The sequence below is a fragment of the Streptantibioticus rubrisoli genome, from assembly GCF_024436055.1.
Taxonomy (GTDB): domain Bacteria; phylum Actinomycetota; class Actinomycetes; order Streptomycetales; family Streptomycetaceae; genus Streptantibioticus_A; species Streptantibioticus_A rubrisoli.
Genome location: NZ_JANFNH010000020.1, coordinates 84,283 through 99,644 on the forward strand (window position 1 = coordinate 84,283; position 15,362 = coordinate 99,644).

The 15,362-nt window shown below is 69.3% G+C and carries 20 protein-coding genes and 1 pseudogene; 5 read left to right on the forward strand and 16 right to left on the reverse strand.

Going from position 1 to position 15,362, the window contains the following annotated elements:
- Nucleotides 1-16 precede the first annotated feature (16 nt).
- The 3 genes from NON19_RS18070 to NON19_RS18080 all read left to right on the forward strand — a co-directional run bounded on the left by NON19_RS18070 (nucleotide 17) and on the right by NON19_RS18080 (nucleotide 1,588).
- Nucleotides 17-139: a hypothetical protein gene (locus NON19_RS18070; protein ID WP_255929322.1), complete on the forward strand. Its 123-nt coding sequence runs from the start codon at nucleotides 17-19 to the stop codon at nucleotides 137-139.
- Nucleotides 140-436: 297 nt separating this feature from the next.
- Nucleotides 437-640 carry a cold-shock protein gene (locus tag NON19_RS18075; protein ID WP_255929324.1) on the forward strand — a complete coding sequence of 68 codons (204 nt, stop codon included), beginning with the start codon at nucleotides 437-439 and terminating at the stop codon, nucleotides 638-640.
- Nucleotides 641-1,237: 597 nt separating this feature from the next.
- Nucleotides 1,238-1,588, forward strand: coding sequence for a hypothetical protein (locus NON19_RS18080; RefSeq protein ID WP_255929326.1), 351 nt, complete (start codon nucleotides 1,238-1,240; stop codon nucleotides 1,586-1,588).
- Between the two features lie 270 nt (nucleotides 1,589-1,858).
- Here NON19_RS18080 and tgmC read toward each other — a convergent pair whose 3' ends face one another.
- The 16 genes from tgmC to NON19_RS18160 form a co-directional block, all read right to left on the reverse strand.
- Nucleotides 1,859-2,986, reverse strand: coding sequence for an ATP-grasp peptide maturase system methyltransferase (tgmC, locus tag NON19_RS18085; RefSeq protein WP_255929328.1), 1,128 nt, complete (start codon nucleotides 2,984-2,986; stop codon nucleotides 1,859-1,861).
- A complete protein-coding gene (tgmB, locus tag NON19_RS18090; protein WP_255929330.1) occupies nucleotides 2,983-3,942 on the reverse strand; it encodes an ATP-grasp ribosomal peptide maturase in 960 nt (319 codons plus the stop codon). The genes tgmC and tgmB overlap by 4 nt, the downstream gene beginning before the upstream one ends.
- Nucleotides 3,939-4,253, reverse strand: a complete 315-nt coding sequence (gene tgmA, locus NON19_RS18095) for a putative ATP-grasp-modified RiPP (RefSeq protein WP_255929332.1) — start codon at nucleotides 4,251-4,253, stop codon at nucleotides 3,939-3,941. The genes tgmB and tgmA overlap by 4 nt, the downstream gene beginning before the upstream one ends.
- A 146-nt stretch (nucleotides 4,254-4,399) precedes the next feature.
- Nucleotides 4,400-4,549, reverse strand: coding sequence for a hypothetical protein (locus NON19_RS18100; RefSeq protein WP_255929334.1), 150 nt, complete (start codon nucleotides 4,547-4,549; stop codon nucleotides 4,400-4,402).
- The gene (locus NON19_RS18105; protein ID WP_255929336.1) at nucleotides 4,546-4,947 is read right to left on the reverse strand and encodes a recombinase family protein; all 402 of its coding nucleotides are present in this window, start codon (nucleotides 4,945-4,947) and stop codon (nucleotides 4,546-4,548) included. The genes NON19_RS18100 and NON19_RS18105 overlap by 4 nt, the downstream gene beginning before the upstream one ends.
- A gap of 89 nt (nucleotides 4,948-5,036) precedes the next feature.
- Nucleotides 5,037-6,266, reverse strand: a complete 1,230-nt coding sequence (locus tag NON19_RS18110) for a helix-turn-helix domain-containing protein (RefSeq protein WP_255929338.1) — start codon at nucleotides 6,264-6,266, stop codon at nucleotides 5,037-5,039.
- A 106-nt stretch (nucleotides 6,267-6,372) separates the two neighbouring features.
- A complete protein-coding gene (locus tag NON19_RS18115) occupies nucleotides 6,373-6,774 on the reverse strand; it encodes a hypothetical protein (protein WP_255929340.1) in 402 nt (133 codons plus the stop codon).
- Nucleotides 6,775-6,903: 129 nt separating this feature from the next.
- The gene (locus NON19_RS18120) at nucleotides 6,904-7,071 is read right to left on the reverse strand and encodes a pRL2-8 (RefSeq protein ID WP_255929342.1); all 168 of its coding nucleotides are present in this window, start codon (nucleotides 7,069-7,071) and stop codon (nucleotides 6,904-6,906) included.
- A gap of 11 nt (nucleotides 7,072-7,082) precedes the next feature.
- Nucleotides 7,083-7,412, reverse strand: a complete 330-nt coding sequence (locus NON19_RS18125; RefSeq protein WP_255929344.1) for a hypothetical protein — start codon at nucleotides 7,410-7,412, stop codon at nucleotides 7,083-7,085.
- A gap of 203 nt (nucleotides 7,413-7,615) precedes the next feature.
- The gene (locus NON19_RS18130; protein WP_372514178.1) at nucleotides 7,616-9,802 is read right to left on the reverse strand and encodes an FtsK/SpoIIIE domain-containing protein; all 2,187 of its coding nucleotides are present in this window, start codon (nucleotides 9,800-9,802) and stop codon (nucleotides 7,616-7,618) included.
- Nucleotides 9,803-9,846: 44 nt separating this feature from the next.
- Nucleotides 9,847-11,247: a DUF2637 domain-containing protein gene (locus tag NON19_RS18135; protein WP_255929348.1), complete on the reverse strand. Its 1,401-nt coding sequence runs from the start codon at nucleotides 11,245-11,247 to the stop codon at nucleotides 9,847-9,849.
- A gap of 95 nt (nucleotides 11,248-11,342) precedes the next feature.
- Nucleotides 11,343-11,879, reverse strand: coding sequence for a hypothetical protein (locus NON19_RS18140; protein ID WP_255929350.1), 537 nt, complete (start codon nucleotides 11,877-11,879; stop codon nucleotides 11,343-11,345).
- Nucleotides 11,879-12,070, reverse strand: a complete 192-nt coding sequence (locus NON19_RS18145) for a hypothetical protein (RefSeq protein ID WP_255929351.1) — start codon at nucleotides 12,068-12,070, stop codon at nucleotides 11,879-11,881. Before NON19_RS18145 ends, NON19_RS18140 begins: the two co-directional genes overlap by 1 nt.
- A gap of 56 nt (nucleotides 12,071-12,126) precedes the next feature.
- Nucleotides 12,127-12,324, reverse strand: coding sequence for a hypothetical protein (locus NON19_RS18150; protein WP_255929353.1), 198 nt, complete (start codon nucleotides 12,322-12,324; stop codon nucleotides 12,127-12,129).
- A complete protein-coding gene (locus NON19_RS18155) occupies nucleotides 12,321-12,899 on the reverse strand; it encodes a hypothetical protein (RefSeq protein ID WP_255929355.1) in 579 nt (192 codons plus the stop codon). Before NON19_RS18155 ends, NON19_RS18150 begins: the two co-directional genes overlap by 4 nt.
- Nucleotides 12,899-13,372 (reverse strand): hypothetical protein, encoded by a 474-nt coding sequence (locus NON19_RS18160; protein ID WP_255929357.1) that lies wholly within the window; start codon nucleotides 13,370-13,372, stop codon nucleotides 12,899-12,901. Before NON19_RS18160 ends, NON19_RS18155 begins: the two co-directional genes overlap by 1 nt.
- Before the next feature lie 180 nt (nucleotides 13,373-13,552).
- Between NON19_RS18160 and NON19_RS18165 the strand changes: the two genes are divergently transcribed.
- Both NON19_RS18165 and NON19_RS18170 read left to right on the forward strand, forming a co-directional pair.
- Complete coding sequence (locus tag NON19_RS18165) at nucleotides 13,553-13,807, forward strand: hypothetical protein (protein ID WP_255929359.1); 255 nt, start codon at nucleotides 13,553-13,555, stop codon at nucleotides 13,805-13,807.
- Between the two features lie 1,286 nt (nucleotides 13,808-15,093).
- Nucleotides 15,094-15,362 (forward strand): annotated as a pseudogene (locus NON19_RS18170) (helix-turn-helix domain-containing protein); the annotation flags it as partial.

Here is a 15,362-nt window from a genome sequence, read left to right on the forward strand (position 1 = left end):
ACGGGAAGGCGAATCCGTGATCGGTTTGCTGTTCGGCTCCATTCGGCTGGCCTTCTGGCTCTGCTTCGGAATGCTCGACGCCATGGTCTACATGTGCACTCTCGGCAAGGTTGACCTGAGGACGCGGAGGTTCTTCTGATACGCAGAGAGGGCCGGACGTGCGTAACACACGTCCGGCCTTGGTGATCAGATGCGGGACGTCGTCCACGAATAGCCGGGCCCACTGACACACCGCCGTGAGCGCAGGCGTTCCAGTGGCCGAGGACCCCCGCCCGGTGTAGCGTCAGGATCAGTAGTCGTGGTTCCGAAGTCCCGTTCGCCCGTGACACGCTCGCGGGCGTTTTTGCTGTTCAACGCCTCTCCGGACCAGGGCGATCACCTCCGGATCCCGCACGGTGCGGGGCCCGGTACGCATTTCCTTGAAGGAGAAACAAGCATGGCCAGCGGTACGGTCAAGTGGTTCAACGCAGAAAAGGGCTTCGGCTTCATCGAGCAGGACGGCGGCGGCCCCGACGTCTTCGCCCACTACTCGAACATCGCCAGCCAGGGCTTCCGTGAGCTTCACGAAGGCCAGAAGGTGAACTTCGACGTCACCCAGGGCCAGAAGGGCCCGCAGGCGGAGAACATCACCCCCGCGTAACAACGCACGGAGGGCCCCGGCCGGATCAACAACCGGTCGGGGCTCTTGCTATCTGGGTGACACGACCCCGTAAGTCCGACTGTCCCGTCCGGTCGTGACGACGCGCTGACGGAGAGTCGTCCCGAGCCCTACGCTGAGCGCCTCCACAGCTCTCAGGGGGCCCATGTGAACGATGAGACGCCGCCTCAGCGTCCGCCAAGACCGGACGAGGACCTGGAACGATTCCACAACGGCGACACGCTCGACAACATGCCCGTCATACGGGAGCGGCGCCGGATCCCGTGGGCATCCATAGGCGCCACCGGCTTCGTCGCTGTCCTCGCGGTCTGCGCGACCCTGATCGTCACGCGCCCGGCTGGTCGGCCGACTGCATCACCATCGACACAGACTCGCACACGGCGGACATCGCCACCGCCATCACCGTCACCGTCACCGACGCCGAGTAAGCCGCACCCGACGCTGTCCGCGCCAGCCTCAAGCGGACAAGCCACGCCGGGCACGCGCTCGACCAGCCCGGCTGTGGCCGAGGCACCCACGTGCGTACCCGTCACTTTCAAGGGAGACAGCAGACAATCAGGTTGTCAGCCCCTCACGGCTGTGTGTGCCCTGGGTGCCCCGTGGTACACCGTCGACCTCCCCCAGATCTGCGGACCTGCGCCGGTACCGCACATCACGCTGGACAACAGCCGCATCATCTATGACCAAGCGTGTCTAAAACTGGAAGGCGGTTCGACCTGGGCCAGTGGCGCGGTATCCCTGATTCAGGGCACCCCGCCTGCTGTCGACTGCGACGGCTACGTGGCCGAGACCTCAGTCGACACTGGCGGTACTCCGATCGTGGTTTGTCGAGATGCCTCCATCTATATGCGGGAGACGTTCATGGCTGTGCTCACCGGGACCGATGGCGGTTCGGCGACCGTGTGCATCATGGAGAACACCGGGGCCTGATACCGCCAGTCGCGCGCTGCGGCCTGCTGAACTCAGCAGTGTGGCGCGGCAGAGTCCGTGACCCAGTCCGCCCTGCAATGAAGAAGCCCCGGCCGGCGACGTACATCCGGCCGGGGCTTCGTGCTACCTGGCGACCGCCTCCACCAGCTGGTCACCGGGCAGTTCCCGCCGCCCCTACAAGGGGGGTCCACCGAGGCTAGGAGCGGCGGGAGTTGTACCGCCTGCGGCCCGCTCCCCACGGGGAAGGGTGCCGCGGACCGCAGACGGCGATCAGGAACTCGGCCAGGTGACAGTCTGGCCGTCGGACGTGACAGCGATCTCGAAGCGATCCAGGGCGGGCGCACCGTCCGCGCGCCAGCGGCCGAGGTGGTCCTCGATGGCGTCCCAGATCCGTACCGTGCCGCCCTGTCGCACCATCCACTGCTCGCCGTCTTGCCACAGAGCTGCCCACGCCTCGCCGGCCACGTCGAGGAGGACGTGTTCCGTGCGGTCGTCGCGGGGCAGGCTGATCCGCTGCGCGCGGGGTGCGGCGATCTGAGCGACGAACCGTGCCGTCCAGTCGTCCAGCACATCCACACCAAGCCGCGCCGGGCGCTCGTCGCCGTCGTCCAGGTCGGGCAGCATCCCCAAGGCCGGGGGCAGTTGGGGGCGAGCGAGCATGAACGAGATCTGACCGCCCAGGAATCGCCCCCTGGCCGTGCCATCCTCCGCCACGGTCAGCCGCGCCAGCTCGGAGGCGTACAGCCAGCCGCACACGGTGGCGAGGACGATGCCGCCCGGTCGGGTCTGCTCGATCCACTGCCGCGGTACATCGAGGACACCGCACGTAGCGACCACCCGGTCATACGTCGCGCCGTCCTTGTAGCCGGCCAGCCCGTCGCCTACGACGAGGTTCGGGAAGTAGCCGCAGGCGCCGAGGGCGGTGCGCGCCCGTGCCGACACGTCCTGGTCGACCTCGATCGAGGTGACGCGCTCGTCGCCGAGCCGATGGCACATCAGCGCCGTTGAGTAACCGGTGCCGGTGCCGATCTCCAACACGCGCTGGTCGTCCCCGACCTGCAGGTCTTCCAGCATGCGCACGACGAGGTTCGGCATCGTGCTCGACGAGGTCGGGGCGCGCATGATCTCGCCGCGAATGTCTGTCGGCACGATCGTCCCGGCGATTTGCGTCACCAGCGACTCGTTGGTGTAGCAGCGCTCAAGCCACCCGGGGCTATCCGGCAGCACCGGCCGCCATGCGGTGGGCACCGAGCCGGGAACCTGCTCGAAGTAGCCGCCGCGCAAGAACTCCTGCCGCGGGACAGCCTCGACAGCGTCCCGCCACGGCCGGGTACGCAGATGGCCCCCTGCCTTTAGCTCGTCGGCGAGCTGGCGACGCAGCTTCTCGTCAGTGGTCATGTTGCATTCCTCTCCAGCAGGTCGGCCATCGCCGCCAGCATGGGCAAGCCGGTCTCCGGCTCCAGCCACGCCCATTGGCCCGACGGGTTGCACTCCAAGAACCACCATCGGCCCTGGCGGTCGATCGCGAAGTCGAAGGCCCCGAAGACCAGCCGGAAGTGGGCCAGGTAGGCCAGCAGCGCCTCGCGGACGCTCCGCGGCGGCTGCACCACCGAGTACGTGTGGCGGGCGTAGTCGGTGCGCCAGTCCAGCAGACCAGAGTCGATGCGCACGCAGAAGACCTGCTGGCCGATGACGGTCGCTCGCACGTCGGCGACCTTGTCCACCCGCGTCTGGAACAGGTGCATGGTGCCGCGGATGTCCTCGTCGATGTCCTCGGCCAGCACCTCGGCGACCTCGACCGTCTGCGCCACCCCGTCGACCAAATACAGCGGTACGGATAGCGGCTTGTAGATCACCGGCCCGTGTTCCTTGGCGAACGACCGTGCGCCATCAGGGTCGTTGGTGACCAAGGTTGGTGGCACGGTGAAGCCAAGGGATGCGGCGGCGGCCAGGCCGGCGGGCTTGTACTCGGCGTCGCCGATGCGGTTCGGGTGGTTGACGTACAAGCAGTCGGGCAGGGACGTCAGGATGCCGCCGAGACCGTAGCGGGCCTGGGCGATGGCGAAGCGCGCCGCCTGCTCGTCCAGGTGCGGGAAGGTGAATCCGGACGGCCGCCGGTAGTACAAGGACCGCACACCACCTAACTCGGCAACCCGGGTTGGGGTGTGCACGCTTCCGCTCCACCGGGTTGTGCTGCCGCCGATTTGGGCGGAGCACGACAAGGTGGCGGGGAAGTCACCGGAGTCGAACCGCACGACCGGGACGCCCCGGCCGTGCAGCTCGTCAATCACCAGGTCCGCGGTCGGGTCGTCGAGGTTGGTGACGACCAGCACCGGGCGAGGATCGTCGGTCACTGGTCGGTGTCGTTCCCCGTGTCGACGTCACCGCCGCCACCACCGCCGGGACCGGAGCCGTCGCTGGGATTGCCGGTGCCGGTGGAGGGGTTCGTGCCGGACGAGGTGCCGTGACCGGGTGCCATGGCCAGCGTGCCGTCAGTGTTGTAGTAGCGGGCGGTCTGTGTGTCCGCGTCGAGTTCGACACGGGCGTACTGGGGCGCCGCAGCTCCCGGGTACGGGGCGATGTGGCGCAGGCCCCAGGGTGCGGGCGTTACGTGGCCTTGCGGGAGTGGCGTTCCGGTGGGGAACCGGTCCGAGTAGTTGAACATCGGTCTTCCCTTTCTCTCGCAGTTCCAGCGAACCGGGATACGGTCCGCTCATCGAGGGCGCGGCGACAAGACCGCGCCTGGTTGTGGTGCGCTGAACCCGTCCCGGCCGCTCGACCTGTCCAAGGTTGCCCGGCTGGGACGGGGGTTCATGGGGTGCGATTCGCCGTCACGCCGACGTACAGGACGAACGCGATCGTCCCGACCACCGCCAAGATGTAGAGGGGCGTGGCCAGCCGGCCCACGAGCGTGGCCGAGCGCTTCGCCGTCTTCGTCACGGCGGTCCGTAGGCCGTTCATGGGAGCATCGGGGCCTGCGTCAGCCGGCCTTTGTGCGGGTCCTCGCCGCCGGGGGTGCGCTTCTCTCCGGCGCAGGTCTCCACCCAGCCGTCGAGTAGGAGTACGCGGCGCGTCATCAGGCCGCGGGCCTGCATGTCGCGGCTGAGCCGGTCCCAGTCGTGAACCAGGCACACCCGCGGGCCGGTTCCGGCGGCGCGCATCGTGCGGAGCAGGGTGTCGAGGGCGGGGCGGCGGTCGTTCGTGAGCGCGTAGTCGCCGTTGTCGACCCACCAGCCGCCGAACCCCCAGCCATGCGCGATGACGTACTCGCCGCACGCGTTCAGGCGGCGCTCCAATTTCGTCGTGTCCCGCGTCGCGCAGCGGTCGTAGATGAACGCGAGTGGGCGTGGCTCGTCCACGGAGAAAACCCCCTGGTCTGTGGCATCGGCGACTACTCAACCGACGCTAGAGACCAGGGGGTGACGTAAGGGCTACAGACCGTATCCCTTTAGACCACGCCGAGTCGGATGCCCAACTCAACGAGTTCACCGCGCTTCTGAGTACGGATCATCGTCCCCACCGTCTCCCGGACACCCGCGTGCATCCGGGTGGCCTGCGGCGCGAACCGCTCCGCCTTCAGGAACGCGCCCAGCGCAAGGTCGCGCTGCCCGTTGTAGAAGTACGCGCGGCCAACGTCGATGAAATGGTGAGACCGCCGTTCCGGTGAGTACTGCGTCGGCAACTGCACACCGCTGGCCCGCTCGACCGCGAGGCGCCCCTTGCCCATCTCCACGGGCAGGCTCACGCCCCAGATAGCCACGTTCGTCGGCCCGAACTGCAGCTGGTAGTCGTTGCGGTCTTCGCCGAGTTCCTCGGCAGCGGCCTTGGCCTTCTTCCAATGCTGCTCAGCGCCTCGACTGTCGGTCGCACGGGCCGAGTTCAGCGCGGCCTTCAGGTGGAACGCGCCGCGCAGCGATACAGCCTCGGGTACGCGGTCGCGGAGGGCGCCGAGTTCGGTCAGCGCTGCGTCGATGATGGCCCCGGCCTCGTCGTGCTCGCCGATCGACAGGAACTCGCCTGCATCGAACCAGCGGGCAGCCACCATGCGCAGCGGGTCACCCGTCTCCTGGGCGGACCACACGACACGCTCGGTCGCCAGGGTGGCGTCGGAGGAGTGGCCGAGCTTGTACAGGTATTGCATGGCGCACTCGTAGGCCGAGGCGAGCAGCCCGAACGCCTCGCGGCGCTGGTCTCCTTGGCACAGTTCGGCAGCCACCTGCAGATCCCGCAGCAGCGCGGGCAGAACGTTGCCGGACTTGGCCAGGGATGCGGCCTGGCGGTACTGGTTGGCCGCGGCGACGCGTAGTCGCAGCTCGGGCAGGTCGACGGCGGCGGCTTCGTGTTCTGCGGGCCGAGTTGGACGGCCGTGCCGGAGGAGGGCGCGGCGCACGGCGGCGATGGAGGCGACGGCGTCCTGTCCTTCCCTGTCGTTGTGGACCGGCGTGTAGGGGCTGCCGGTGATTTCGGTGGGGTGGCAGTCGAGGGCGCGGGCGAAGGCGAGGATAACGGCGGGCCGGTCGAGGCTGCGGCGCCCTTGCTCGAAGGCTTTCACGGCTGCGAGAGAGTACCCGGCCTCGGTGGCGAGGCGCTGTTGTGTCCAACGGTGGCGCGCGCGAATCCGGGCAAGGCGCTGCCCGTTGCTCTCTGCGCTGCCCCCAATGTCGCTGTAGTGGGGCATACTGGCTCCATTCCTAGCGTCCACTGGGAACGGTACCCCTGTCGCGCGGCCGGGAGACTGGCAAAGCCCCTTACGGAATTCGTAAGGGGCTTTCGCATGGGGGCAGTTACTTCTCGCTGCCCTTGATGGCCTTGAACTTGTTGGCGGCCCATCCGGCGGCGAGGACCAGGCCGACGAGGGTGACGCCGATGAACGGCAGATTGGCGCCGAGGGTGCCGATGATGCCGATCAGGGTTCCGCCAGCGACCACGACGACCGCGCACACTCCGGCGGTGCACACGGCGACGACCGCCAGGACCAGGATGGTGACCACGATCATGTCGCGGAGCCACTGCGGCATCGACGGCTGCGCCGCGGGCAGTTGCACGGTGACGACCTGGGGCTGCGGCTGCGGCGCGTACACCCACTGACCGGACGGCAACTGAACCGGCTGGAGCGGGGCGCCGGGGACGGTGCCGGGGATGACGTTGGCGTGCCGCACCTGGTCGGGCAGATGGTTGTCGTTCACGATGGTGGTTCCTGCTCTCTTGAAGGGGTGTGGGAGCTCGGGGCGGCCGATTGCTTGGCCGCATGGCGGCCGCCCCGGGGCGGCTTCACGTGCTGTCTGCGCGCTCACGGACGCGTATCCGCACGACCGTCACCGCGCGATCATGTGGTTGGGGTGGCCGTTGACCATGTGGTCCACGCACGCCGGGCAGGCCTCACGCGGGCCCAGGTGCTTGTGTGCCTCACGGCTGGCGTAGGCGTGGTACCAGCACTGACGGCACTCGCCCTTCGGAGGGTTCAGAGCCTTCTGGCTCGCCATCGTCACCACCGTCACAGTCCGGCGCGGCGGATGGCCCGCTCGGTGGCCCGCACGCGCTGCTCGGCCTGCCTGCGGGCATCGCGGGCGGCCCTTCGGTCCTCGCCCCGGGCGGCGCGCTCCCGGGCCTTGGCAGCGGCCAGCTCGTTCTTCGCGCGGTCGTCCTGGGCGAACAGGGCGTCCGCTTCACGGGCGCCGCGGTCGGCGGCGACGGCGTCGATGCGCTCGATGCGCTTCTCGATCCGCGAATCAACGGCACTGGCCGCAGCCTGTTCGACGCCGCGCAGGACCAGCCGGGCGCGCTCGGCGCGCTCGCCGCGGGTGTAGGACCGGTACTCGGACATGACGGTTCTCCTATCGCTGTCACGGTGCGTGCAGGGGAGGGAGGCGGCAGGAGGCCCGAGGAGGGCCGTTTTCCGGGGTGTTGAGGCTGCTGTACGGCCCGCCTCCCTGCCTCCCTCACGTGGTGTCTGTGCAGGTCAGCGTGAGGGACTGGGGCGAGAGAGGCGGTGAGGGAGAACTCCCTCAACTCCCTTGCCGCCTCCCTTCACTCTCCGTCGATCTCTGCCTCTTCTGCGCGCCGTTCGAGGGCTGCCAGGACCCGGATACGGGACACGCACATGACGCCGCTGGAGCCGTCGTCCGCCCGGGTCTGGTACGCGGCGGCCCCCGCCTCATCCAGCACCCGTTTCAAGTCCCGCAGTTCCCAGCCCTGATACACCGACGGCGCCCGGTCGATCAGTCGACGCAGAACCTCTTGGGTCTGGATCCGCTCGCCTCCTTCGAGCACGGCGGCGATGTCGGCGAGGTGGTCGATTTCCTCGGCCGGGGCCTGCGTGCCGTCCCGGGTCTCGACGCCCGCCCGCCGTGCCTTGGCCCGCTCGGCGATCTCCGCGGCCTGGTCGCCGTCGATGAAGTGCGTCCGCACGGTGACCGACGCCTGGCCAGGCTCCAGCTTCACCCCGTCCCCGGCCACCACCAACGTGCCCTTGTCGAGCCCCTGGCGGAGCTTGTGCGGGGCGGCGCCACCGGCGAGCGCCTGCGCGCCCAGCGCCATCTCCGCCTGCGACTCCGTGCCGACCACCAGCGACGCCCGGATGTGATTGCCCTCGCGGGAGCGCTTCGGAAGGTTCTCGTTGGTCGGGTCCTGCGTGCCTTCCCAGGTCGTGACCGAGACAGCACGCCCCTGATCGTGGATCTTCTTGATGGCCTGGAAGTACCGGCTGGTGGCCTTCGACCCGCCATAGGGCCGCTTGTCCTCGCCAACGGCACCCGACCCGTAAGCGACCTGCGCCTCATCGACGATCAGCACCAGGGGACGGAACCGCGAGTCCGCCAGGATCTTCTCCTGCGTCCAGCCCTCGGCAGTGAGCTGCCGCATCAGGGCGATCCGGCGGCCCATCTCGTCAACGCCCGCTTCCACCATGTTGGTTGCGGCCATGACATGCTCGTCCGTGGGCCCCTGAATCAACACAGATGCTAGGCCGTTGAACATCTGCCAGTCGCCGACACCCTTCAGGTCCGCGATGCGGAACTCGACGCGCGGATCGAAGGCCAGCCACAGCGCCAGCGCCCGCAGGCTGGCGGTCTTCCCCTGATTCGACAGACCGGTGATCAGCATGTGCCGCTGCCACAGGCTGATCAGTACCGCATCGCCGCGCAGGTCTTGCCCCCACGGTGCGCGGCCTTTGCGCATGTCGGCCGTCACGTCCGGGTCGAGCACCAGTGGGGACGGGCCGATCGGCTCATCGAGGGCGCCGGAGTCGGCGATCCACATCCGCACGGTACGAGGTGCGGGCGGAATGCTCATGTGCAGCTCGTGCTCGTGCCGGTGCAGGTTCTCCGCCAGTTTCCGGCGCCTGGCCAGCACTTCCTCCGTGCTGACGCCGGATGGAAGCGTCACGTCCACCTCCGCGCCGCAGCCAGCTCGGGTGATCGGCCCGAGCATCCCGGCCGCCCCGTCAGTCATGTCCTTGATGGACTTCTTCAGCGCCGCTATGCCCAGGTCGGAGAGGGCCTTGACCACGATGCTCGGCGTGATCGGGACATCGTCCGCCGTCCCGGAAGCAGGACGGGCCCAGACCGGTGCCGTCCCGTGCGCCTGGCCCGCCCGCCACAGGTGGGACAAGCCAGCGAGGACCAGCAGCGCCAGCGCCGGGCCCCACGCCACGCCCACGAACCAGCAGACGGCCCGCACTGCATCGACCGCGGCCATAGTCGGCACCACAACGTCGTGAGGGTCGTGGCTCGATGCGGCCATGCAGATGCCGAGCAGCAGCAGGGCACCTTCCGCCCCGGCCAAACCGATCGCCGCGCTCTGCACCACGTGCGGAGCTTTGGTCAGCAGATCCATACGCCGCTGGTGGCGGGCCTGGCGGAACCGGTCAGCCTTGTCCTGCCACTCAGCCGCGCCCGCATGATCTCCAGCGGCGACGGCGGCCTGGCGCATCTGGTGGTGCACGGCCACCGTTCGGCCGTGCCAGACGCGTTTGGCGACGACACCTGTGCCGCCAATGAGGTAGGCACTGTGCCGGGCTGCCAGGCGCAGCGTCTTGCGGGTCCGCTCGTGCGTGACCGCAGCCTGTACCCGGCGCGTGGCGCGCCTGATCCTGCGGGCGCGCTGACGGGCGGCCGGGGCGTCGACCGGCTCGGGTGCCTCGGCCGGCCGGACGAGCGGCGGCGTGTCCTCGGGCTCGCGCGGCTTGGTCAGGTCGACCGGCTGGCCGATCGTCACCGTGCTCGGCGGAGCCGGACGGTGGTGACCGTTCACGGCGGTACTCACGCTGCTACCTCCTTGAGGGTGGTGGTGGTCGGGTTTGCGGCAGTGGGCCGGTAGCCGTCAGCGAGCAACTCGGCAGCCTCCCGGCGCCGCTCCGATGCGGTGGTGGTCGACACCCCGAGGGCGTCCGCGATGGTCTGCAGCTCGACCGCTTCCGGGTCGCTGCTGCCGGTCGCGAGGATCATCCGGGCGACCTTGCGGGCGGCCCGTTCCCGGGGCGTGAGGCGGGCAGCGTCCTCCGCTTCGACCGCGCGCAGCTCCATTCCGGCTACGCGGGCTCGCGTTTCGGCCGCGCGGAGCCGAGCAGCCTCGGCGGCCTCCTTCGCGGCCTCCGCCTCCCTCTCCGCGACCGCCGCGGCCCGCTCGGCGTCGGCAGAGCGACGCCGCGTCTCGGCTGCCTCTCGTTCCATTCCGGCCGCGGCCCGGTCCGTTTCGGCTGCGCGCCGTCGCGTTTCGGCAGCGGCCTCCTCCGTTTCGGCCGCACGCTTGTTCGCTTCAGCTGCATCCAGTGACTCGAACGCTTGAGCCTCCTCGGCAGCAGCCCGCGCACGAGCCTGAGCGGACGCCTCCGCCGTCTCCTTCGCGGCGCGGGCCTCCACCGCAGCGACCCCGGTTTCGGCGTCGATCTGGTGCCGCGCGGCCTCGACCGTGCCGCGGGCGCGCAGACGGGCGACCTCCGCCTCAGCAGCCCGCTCGGCGCTCCGCGTCTCCGCCTCGACCTGCCGCGCCTGCTCGGCCTCGGCCCGCAACCGCTCGGCTTCCTCGGCCTTCTGAGGCAGCGCCAGCGCCTCGTCAACGGACAGTCCGAAGCGGGCCATTGTGAACGGCAAACGGGCGTCGGATGGGGCCTTGCGCCAGTCCCCGTACCGGCGGTCGAGCAGCGCCCGGTACACGATCCGCTCCCGCTCCAGCCCCACGGCCTGGGCGTATGAGCCGATGTCCCACAACTTCATCCGCCGGTACATCCGCCACGACGGGACCGGCGCGAGCAGCCAGCGGTGCAGCGGCACCCCGGCCGATTCCCGCCCGGCTTCCAGGTCTGCGGCCTTCACCACCAGGCGGCGGCCGGCCTCGACGCTGGCGACGAACAGCAGCGGCAGCACGGCGTGCATGGCCGCGCCGACGGTGTCGTTCCGCCCAGCCGCGGACGCGTTGAAGTAGACCGTGCAGCCGGTCAGCAGGTGCGCCAGCAGCCGCAGCATCGGCCAGGGGGTTTGGCGGCGGATCAGGTGCAGGTCGAGCGCCAGCAGGACCACAATCCCGGCGTCGATCCCGATGGGGAACACCCGGCTGAACCAGCCGAACCCGTGGGCGAAACCGAGATGGACCAGAGCGGAGTACGAGCCGGTGAACCCGATCCCGGCGAGCACCGCGCCACCGACGACCGCGACAACGGTCAACAGCATCATGGCGCTCGCGGAACGGCGGCCGGTCGTACCCGAAACGGATCGGGGCGTACCCGGAACGCCAGTCGGCTGGCCCGGAATGGACTCGTTCACGGTCGCCACGGCATCCCCCCGACGTCGATGACCCCGGCGTGCTCGGCCTGGATCCGGTACGCCTCGCCCTCCTCGGCCTGCTGCCGCAGGTCCTCGGCGTACAGGTCCTCCTCGTCGACAGCGGCCAAGCCGAGGTCGAACCTGAGCAGCTCGGTCATTTGCTCGCGTCGACCGGGACGGCCGGCCTGGACGGCGTGCACGAACTCGTGCACGAAGTAGTCGGTCAGCCACCTGTCATCGAGGGCCCGGCGGGTGACGACGATCAACACGCCCGTGGGGGACAGCGCAGTGCACGCCAGCCCGGTACGGGCCTCGCGCCACATGGCGAACCCGTAGCGGAGCCGGGCCAGCCACGACGGCCGGCCACCCGCAACCGCGGTCGCGGCGCGCACGGCGTACATAGCCAGTTGCACCCGGTTGGCGACGACGATGGTGGTCGGCGGCAGGAACGTGGACAGGCGACGCTCGACGAACACGGCAGCGCCCGCGGCTACTTCGGCGAGCGGCGTGGGCAGGTCGGCGGCGTCCAGCATCACAGCCACCCCCAGCGGCGGGCAGCCATGCGCCAGCTGACGGCGGCCAGGGCGGAAGCGAGCAGCCAACCCTGACCCAACGCCCAAGCAACGGCGTGCAGCCCGAGGACGGGCGCCACGGCGGCCAGTCGGCCCAGGAACGGGAAGTGCAGGAGCAGCGCGATCAACAGCGCTACGGCAAGCCATTTCACGGAACGTCCCTTTCACGGGGAGAGGGCCCCGCCCGACACGCGGGCGGGGCACGGATTCAGCGGAGCGGCGGGGAACCGGCGGCGCGGGCGATGGCGTGGCCGAACAGGTTCGAGCCGTGCTGGTCGCCGACCGCCTGGGCGGTCACCAGCCGGTCGAACAAGGCCTCGACGGGCGGAAGCGGCGTGCTGCTGTGCTCGGCGGCACGGATCGCCGCGTGCTCGGTCGGCCGCGGGATCGGGAACTTCGGCTTCATGACCCGTCACCGCCCCGCCGCAGCCATTCGAACGGCCGCAGGTTCCCGGCCGCCCTGAACACACGGCTCGCCGCGCCCTCGGGCGCATCAGGCAGCGGGTAGACCCGGCCGCGCTCCAACGAGGCCAGCAGCCGGGCCGCGTGGTGCTCGCAGCCCTTCGCTCCTCCGTCGCGGGTATCGAGCACCGTTACCACGACCGGGCCGCCGCACGGCGTCGCGTCGTCAGGGTGAGCCGCAGGGCAGCGGTCGGCCGCTGCCTGGTCGGTGTCGGGCCAGATCATGCGAGTGAGTGCCTGCTCGAACCGGACGAGGCGCTGCAAGGAACCGGTGGCGGCGTACAGCTCCATCCGCGCGGCCCGGCACAGGTTCCGGAACTCCGCGTCGTGCTGTACCGACAGCCGCGCCGACCGGTCGGCGTCGAGCGCGCCGAGCAGTTGGTGAAGGACGTCGGCCAGCTTCTCGTGCGACTCGGGGATCTCAGGGGCGTTCAGTTCGAGAGCGTCGGCCGCGGCCAGTGCCTGGCGCGCTGCGTCGATCGCGGTGTGCAGCTGCGGGGAGAAGTCCGCGCGGCTCATCAGACCGTCACCAGCTCGGCGGCCGGGACACGCTCGACCTTCAACGACGGCGCGCTCGGCTTCATCGGCACCGGGCCGAGTCCGTGCTGCTTGAAGATGCGGCGGATCTCGTCCAAGTCCGCCGTCTGACGGGTCGAGGTGACACGGGAGACGACCCATCCCCCGTAGATGCCAGCCGGGAGCCGGTCGAGAAGGCGCTTCGCCTTCCGCTTACCGCGATCGGCAGCGCGGGCCTGGTCCGCGGCCTTCGCGAACGATGCAGCAGCGGCCTCGATGTCCTCGACGTCGGGCAACTCGTCTGCAGTGAACAGGCCGGTCGGCTCCGGAGCGGCGACAGGCGCCGGCTGCGACGGAGCGGAGTGGCGGGTCAGCGACGCGGGGGCGATCAGCGAACGGACCGCGTCGGAGACGGTGGAGAGGAAACGGCGGGTGGTCTGGCGTCCGGTCTGGGGGCGCATGAAAAGGTGAAGCACAGCGGACTCCTGGTCAGATCAGGGGTTCCGTCAGGCCCTGCCTCGGTGTGTGAGAGCCCGAGGTGGGGCCGTTCTGCGTTGGAAGGTCGATTAACCTTGTGGGAACACAGTAATCCCTAACCCTGTTCCCACACAAGCGGTTCGTGTCAGAATCCCCGTGGGAACACGAGAGGGAGAGTCATGGGAGACAGTGCCGACCACACCCACCACACGCGCTTCCGTATCCCGCGCGTCATGTGGGAGGCATACGGCCGAGTTGCCGAACGGCTGGGCACCGACCGAAGCGCGCTGCTTCTCGACCACGTGCGCGCGGACATCCGAGAGTACGGCGACGAACGGGACCTCGCTGACCTTGAGGCGGCCGAGCAGGAACTCGCCGAGCGCAGAGCCCGCAAGGGGGGTCGGCCGCGACGTTCTGCGCAGGCCGACAGTTGAGGGCCGATCAGCTTCGTGCCGTCTCACACTCGTCTCACAAACTGCCCCTAAGGGGCTGGTCGGTGAGCCGCTGACCTGGGTAAAACCCGCTCTGCATGGACCCGTTGGACGTCACGGACGCCCGGCCGAACACTGGGGGTCAAGGGGTCGCAGGTTCAAATCCTGTCGTCCCGACTTGCGAAACCGCAGGTCGAAGGCCGTTTCCGTGAGTAACGGAAGCGGCCTTTGTCGTGTTTGCGGTGGGAGCGGATGGGGAGCCCTCTGGGAGCGCTCTTGCTCCCAGCCTCAAGTGGTGTCAATCGGGGGCGATTTGTCCGTCGTCCGATCGGGTGGATGTGGGGCGCGGTACGGGGACGTTGCGCGCCGTCGTCAACCGTTGGGCGGCGAGGTCACCCGGGATGATGTTGATGTAGCGGGCATCGAGAGGCCTAAACGCCCCTTGGCGGGTTCTGGCCGACCTTTGGCCAAGGGAGCGGGGTGGGGTGCTCCCCGTGGGACGGGGGTGGCGGGGCGGCCCGTGTGAGCGTGAGCCTCTGTTCTCGCAGGTCAGCGCTCCTCACCTGCCTTGGTTGGCGTGCTCGCGGTGCCGTAAAGCCGGGCAATACCCCTTGGCGCTCTCCCGCAGACGGGGCACTCCCAGAACGTAAGCGCGGTCGGGCGCCGCTGCGCGCGGTACGGAGCCCCTGGCTCGGTCATGGGACGACCAACTGGACGCATCCGTGGGGCGGACGTCGGCGGCGTGGAACCCGGTCCGTCGCAAAGGTGCACCGGTCTCCATGCTGCCTCCCGGGGATTCCGGTTCTCGGCGACGACCATGCTTGCCTCGGCATGCCTGGCGCGTGTCCCCGGTGGTCCTTGAGGTCCGGGGGAGAGGAGGTGGCCACCGCGGTTCGAACGTGGCCAGCCTGCCAATTGCGTGAGCCCGACGAAGCCTTGGGCAGGAGATGATGCGGCGTCAGCAGTGCTGACTAGGAGGGCGGTCCGTGGTTGGCCGCAGGTTCGAGTCCTGGGTGGGAGCAGCAAAACAAGGGAAGTCGGACCGTTGCCGGGCAAAGTCGGGTCGTTGGTCGTCACTGCGGCCGTGTCGTTCTGAATGCGAGTCGGTCGGGGGGTCGGGGGGTCGGGGCTCTGCGCAGGTTCGAGCGCCCTTCGGGATCCGCAAAACTTGGTCGGTCGTGCGCGGAGCGCTGTACTGCGTATTGATGCTGTCGGGTTCCAGAACTCGGCTTGGCCCGGTGACCAGCAGCGATGGATAGAGCAACGCGCGCCGGGAAGGATCTCATGCTGTGTGGCTACGTCTGCTCTACCTGGTCTTCACCCGGCTGCTGAGCTGGTTGGTGCTTCTCTGCCGTTCCTCAGCGTCCAAGAACATCGAGCTGCTGGTCCTGCGGCACGAGGTCGCGGTGCTGCGCCGCGCGAACCCCAAGCCGCGCTTCGACTGGGCCGACCGCGGCTATCTCGCCGCGCTGATACGGCAGTTACCCAGGGCGCTGCGGCAACACCGTCTGGTCACACCCGGCACGATTCTGCGGTGGCACCGTCGGCTGGTGACGAA

What these genes read in the sequence shown, in the direction of transcription:
- tgmA (WP_255929332.1), bottom strand. Translation starts at nt 4,253, where the DNA reads ATGTTCAACTACTCGGACCGGTTCCCCACCGGAACGCCACTCCCGCAA.
- NON19_RS18155 (WP_255929355.1), bottom strand. Translation starts at nt 12,899, where the DNA reads ATGAGCCGCGCGGACTTCTCCCCGCAGCTGCACACCGCGATCGACGCA.
- NON19_RS18100 (WP_255929334.1), bottom strand. Translation starts at nt 4,549, where the DNA reads ATGAACGGCCTACGGACCGCCGTGACGAAGACGGCGAAGCGCTCGGCC.
- NON19_RS18110 (WP_255929338.1), bottom strand. Translation starts at nt 6,266, where the DNA reads ATGCCCCACTACAGCGACATTGGGGGCAGCGCAGAGAGCAACGGGCAG.
- NON19_RS18165 (WP_255929359.1), top strand. Translation starts at nt 13,553, where the DNA reads ATGGGAGACAGTGCCGACCACACCCACCACACGCGCTTCCGTATCCCG.
- NON19_RS18125 (WP_255929344.1), bottom strand. Translation starts at nt 7,412, where the DNA reads ATGTCCGAGTACCGGTCCTACACCCGCGGCGAGCGCGCCGAGCGCGCC.
- tgmC (WP_255929328.1), bottom strand. Translation starts at nt 2,986, where the DNA reads ATGACCACTGACGAGAAGCTGCGTCGCCAGCTCGCCGACGAGCTAAAG.
- NON19_RS18140 (WP_255929350.1), bottom strand. Translation starts at nt 11,879, where the DNA reads ATGCTGGACGCCGCCGACCTGCCCACGCCGCTCGCCGAAGTAGCCGCG.
- NON19_RS18120 (WP_255929342.1), bottom strand. Translation starts at nt 7,071, where the DNA reads ATGGCGAGCCAGAAGGCTCTGAACCCTCCGAAGGGCGAGTGCCGTCAG.
- NON19_RS18075 (WP_255929324.1), top strand. Translation starts at nt 437, where the DNA reads ATGGCCAGCGGTACGGTCAAGTGGTTCAACGCAGAAAAGGGCTTCGGC.
- NON19_RS18150 (WP_255929353.1), bottom strand. Translation starts at nt 12,324, where the DNA reads ATGAAGCCGAAGTTCCCGATCCCGCGGCCGACCGAGCACGCGGCGATC.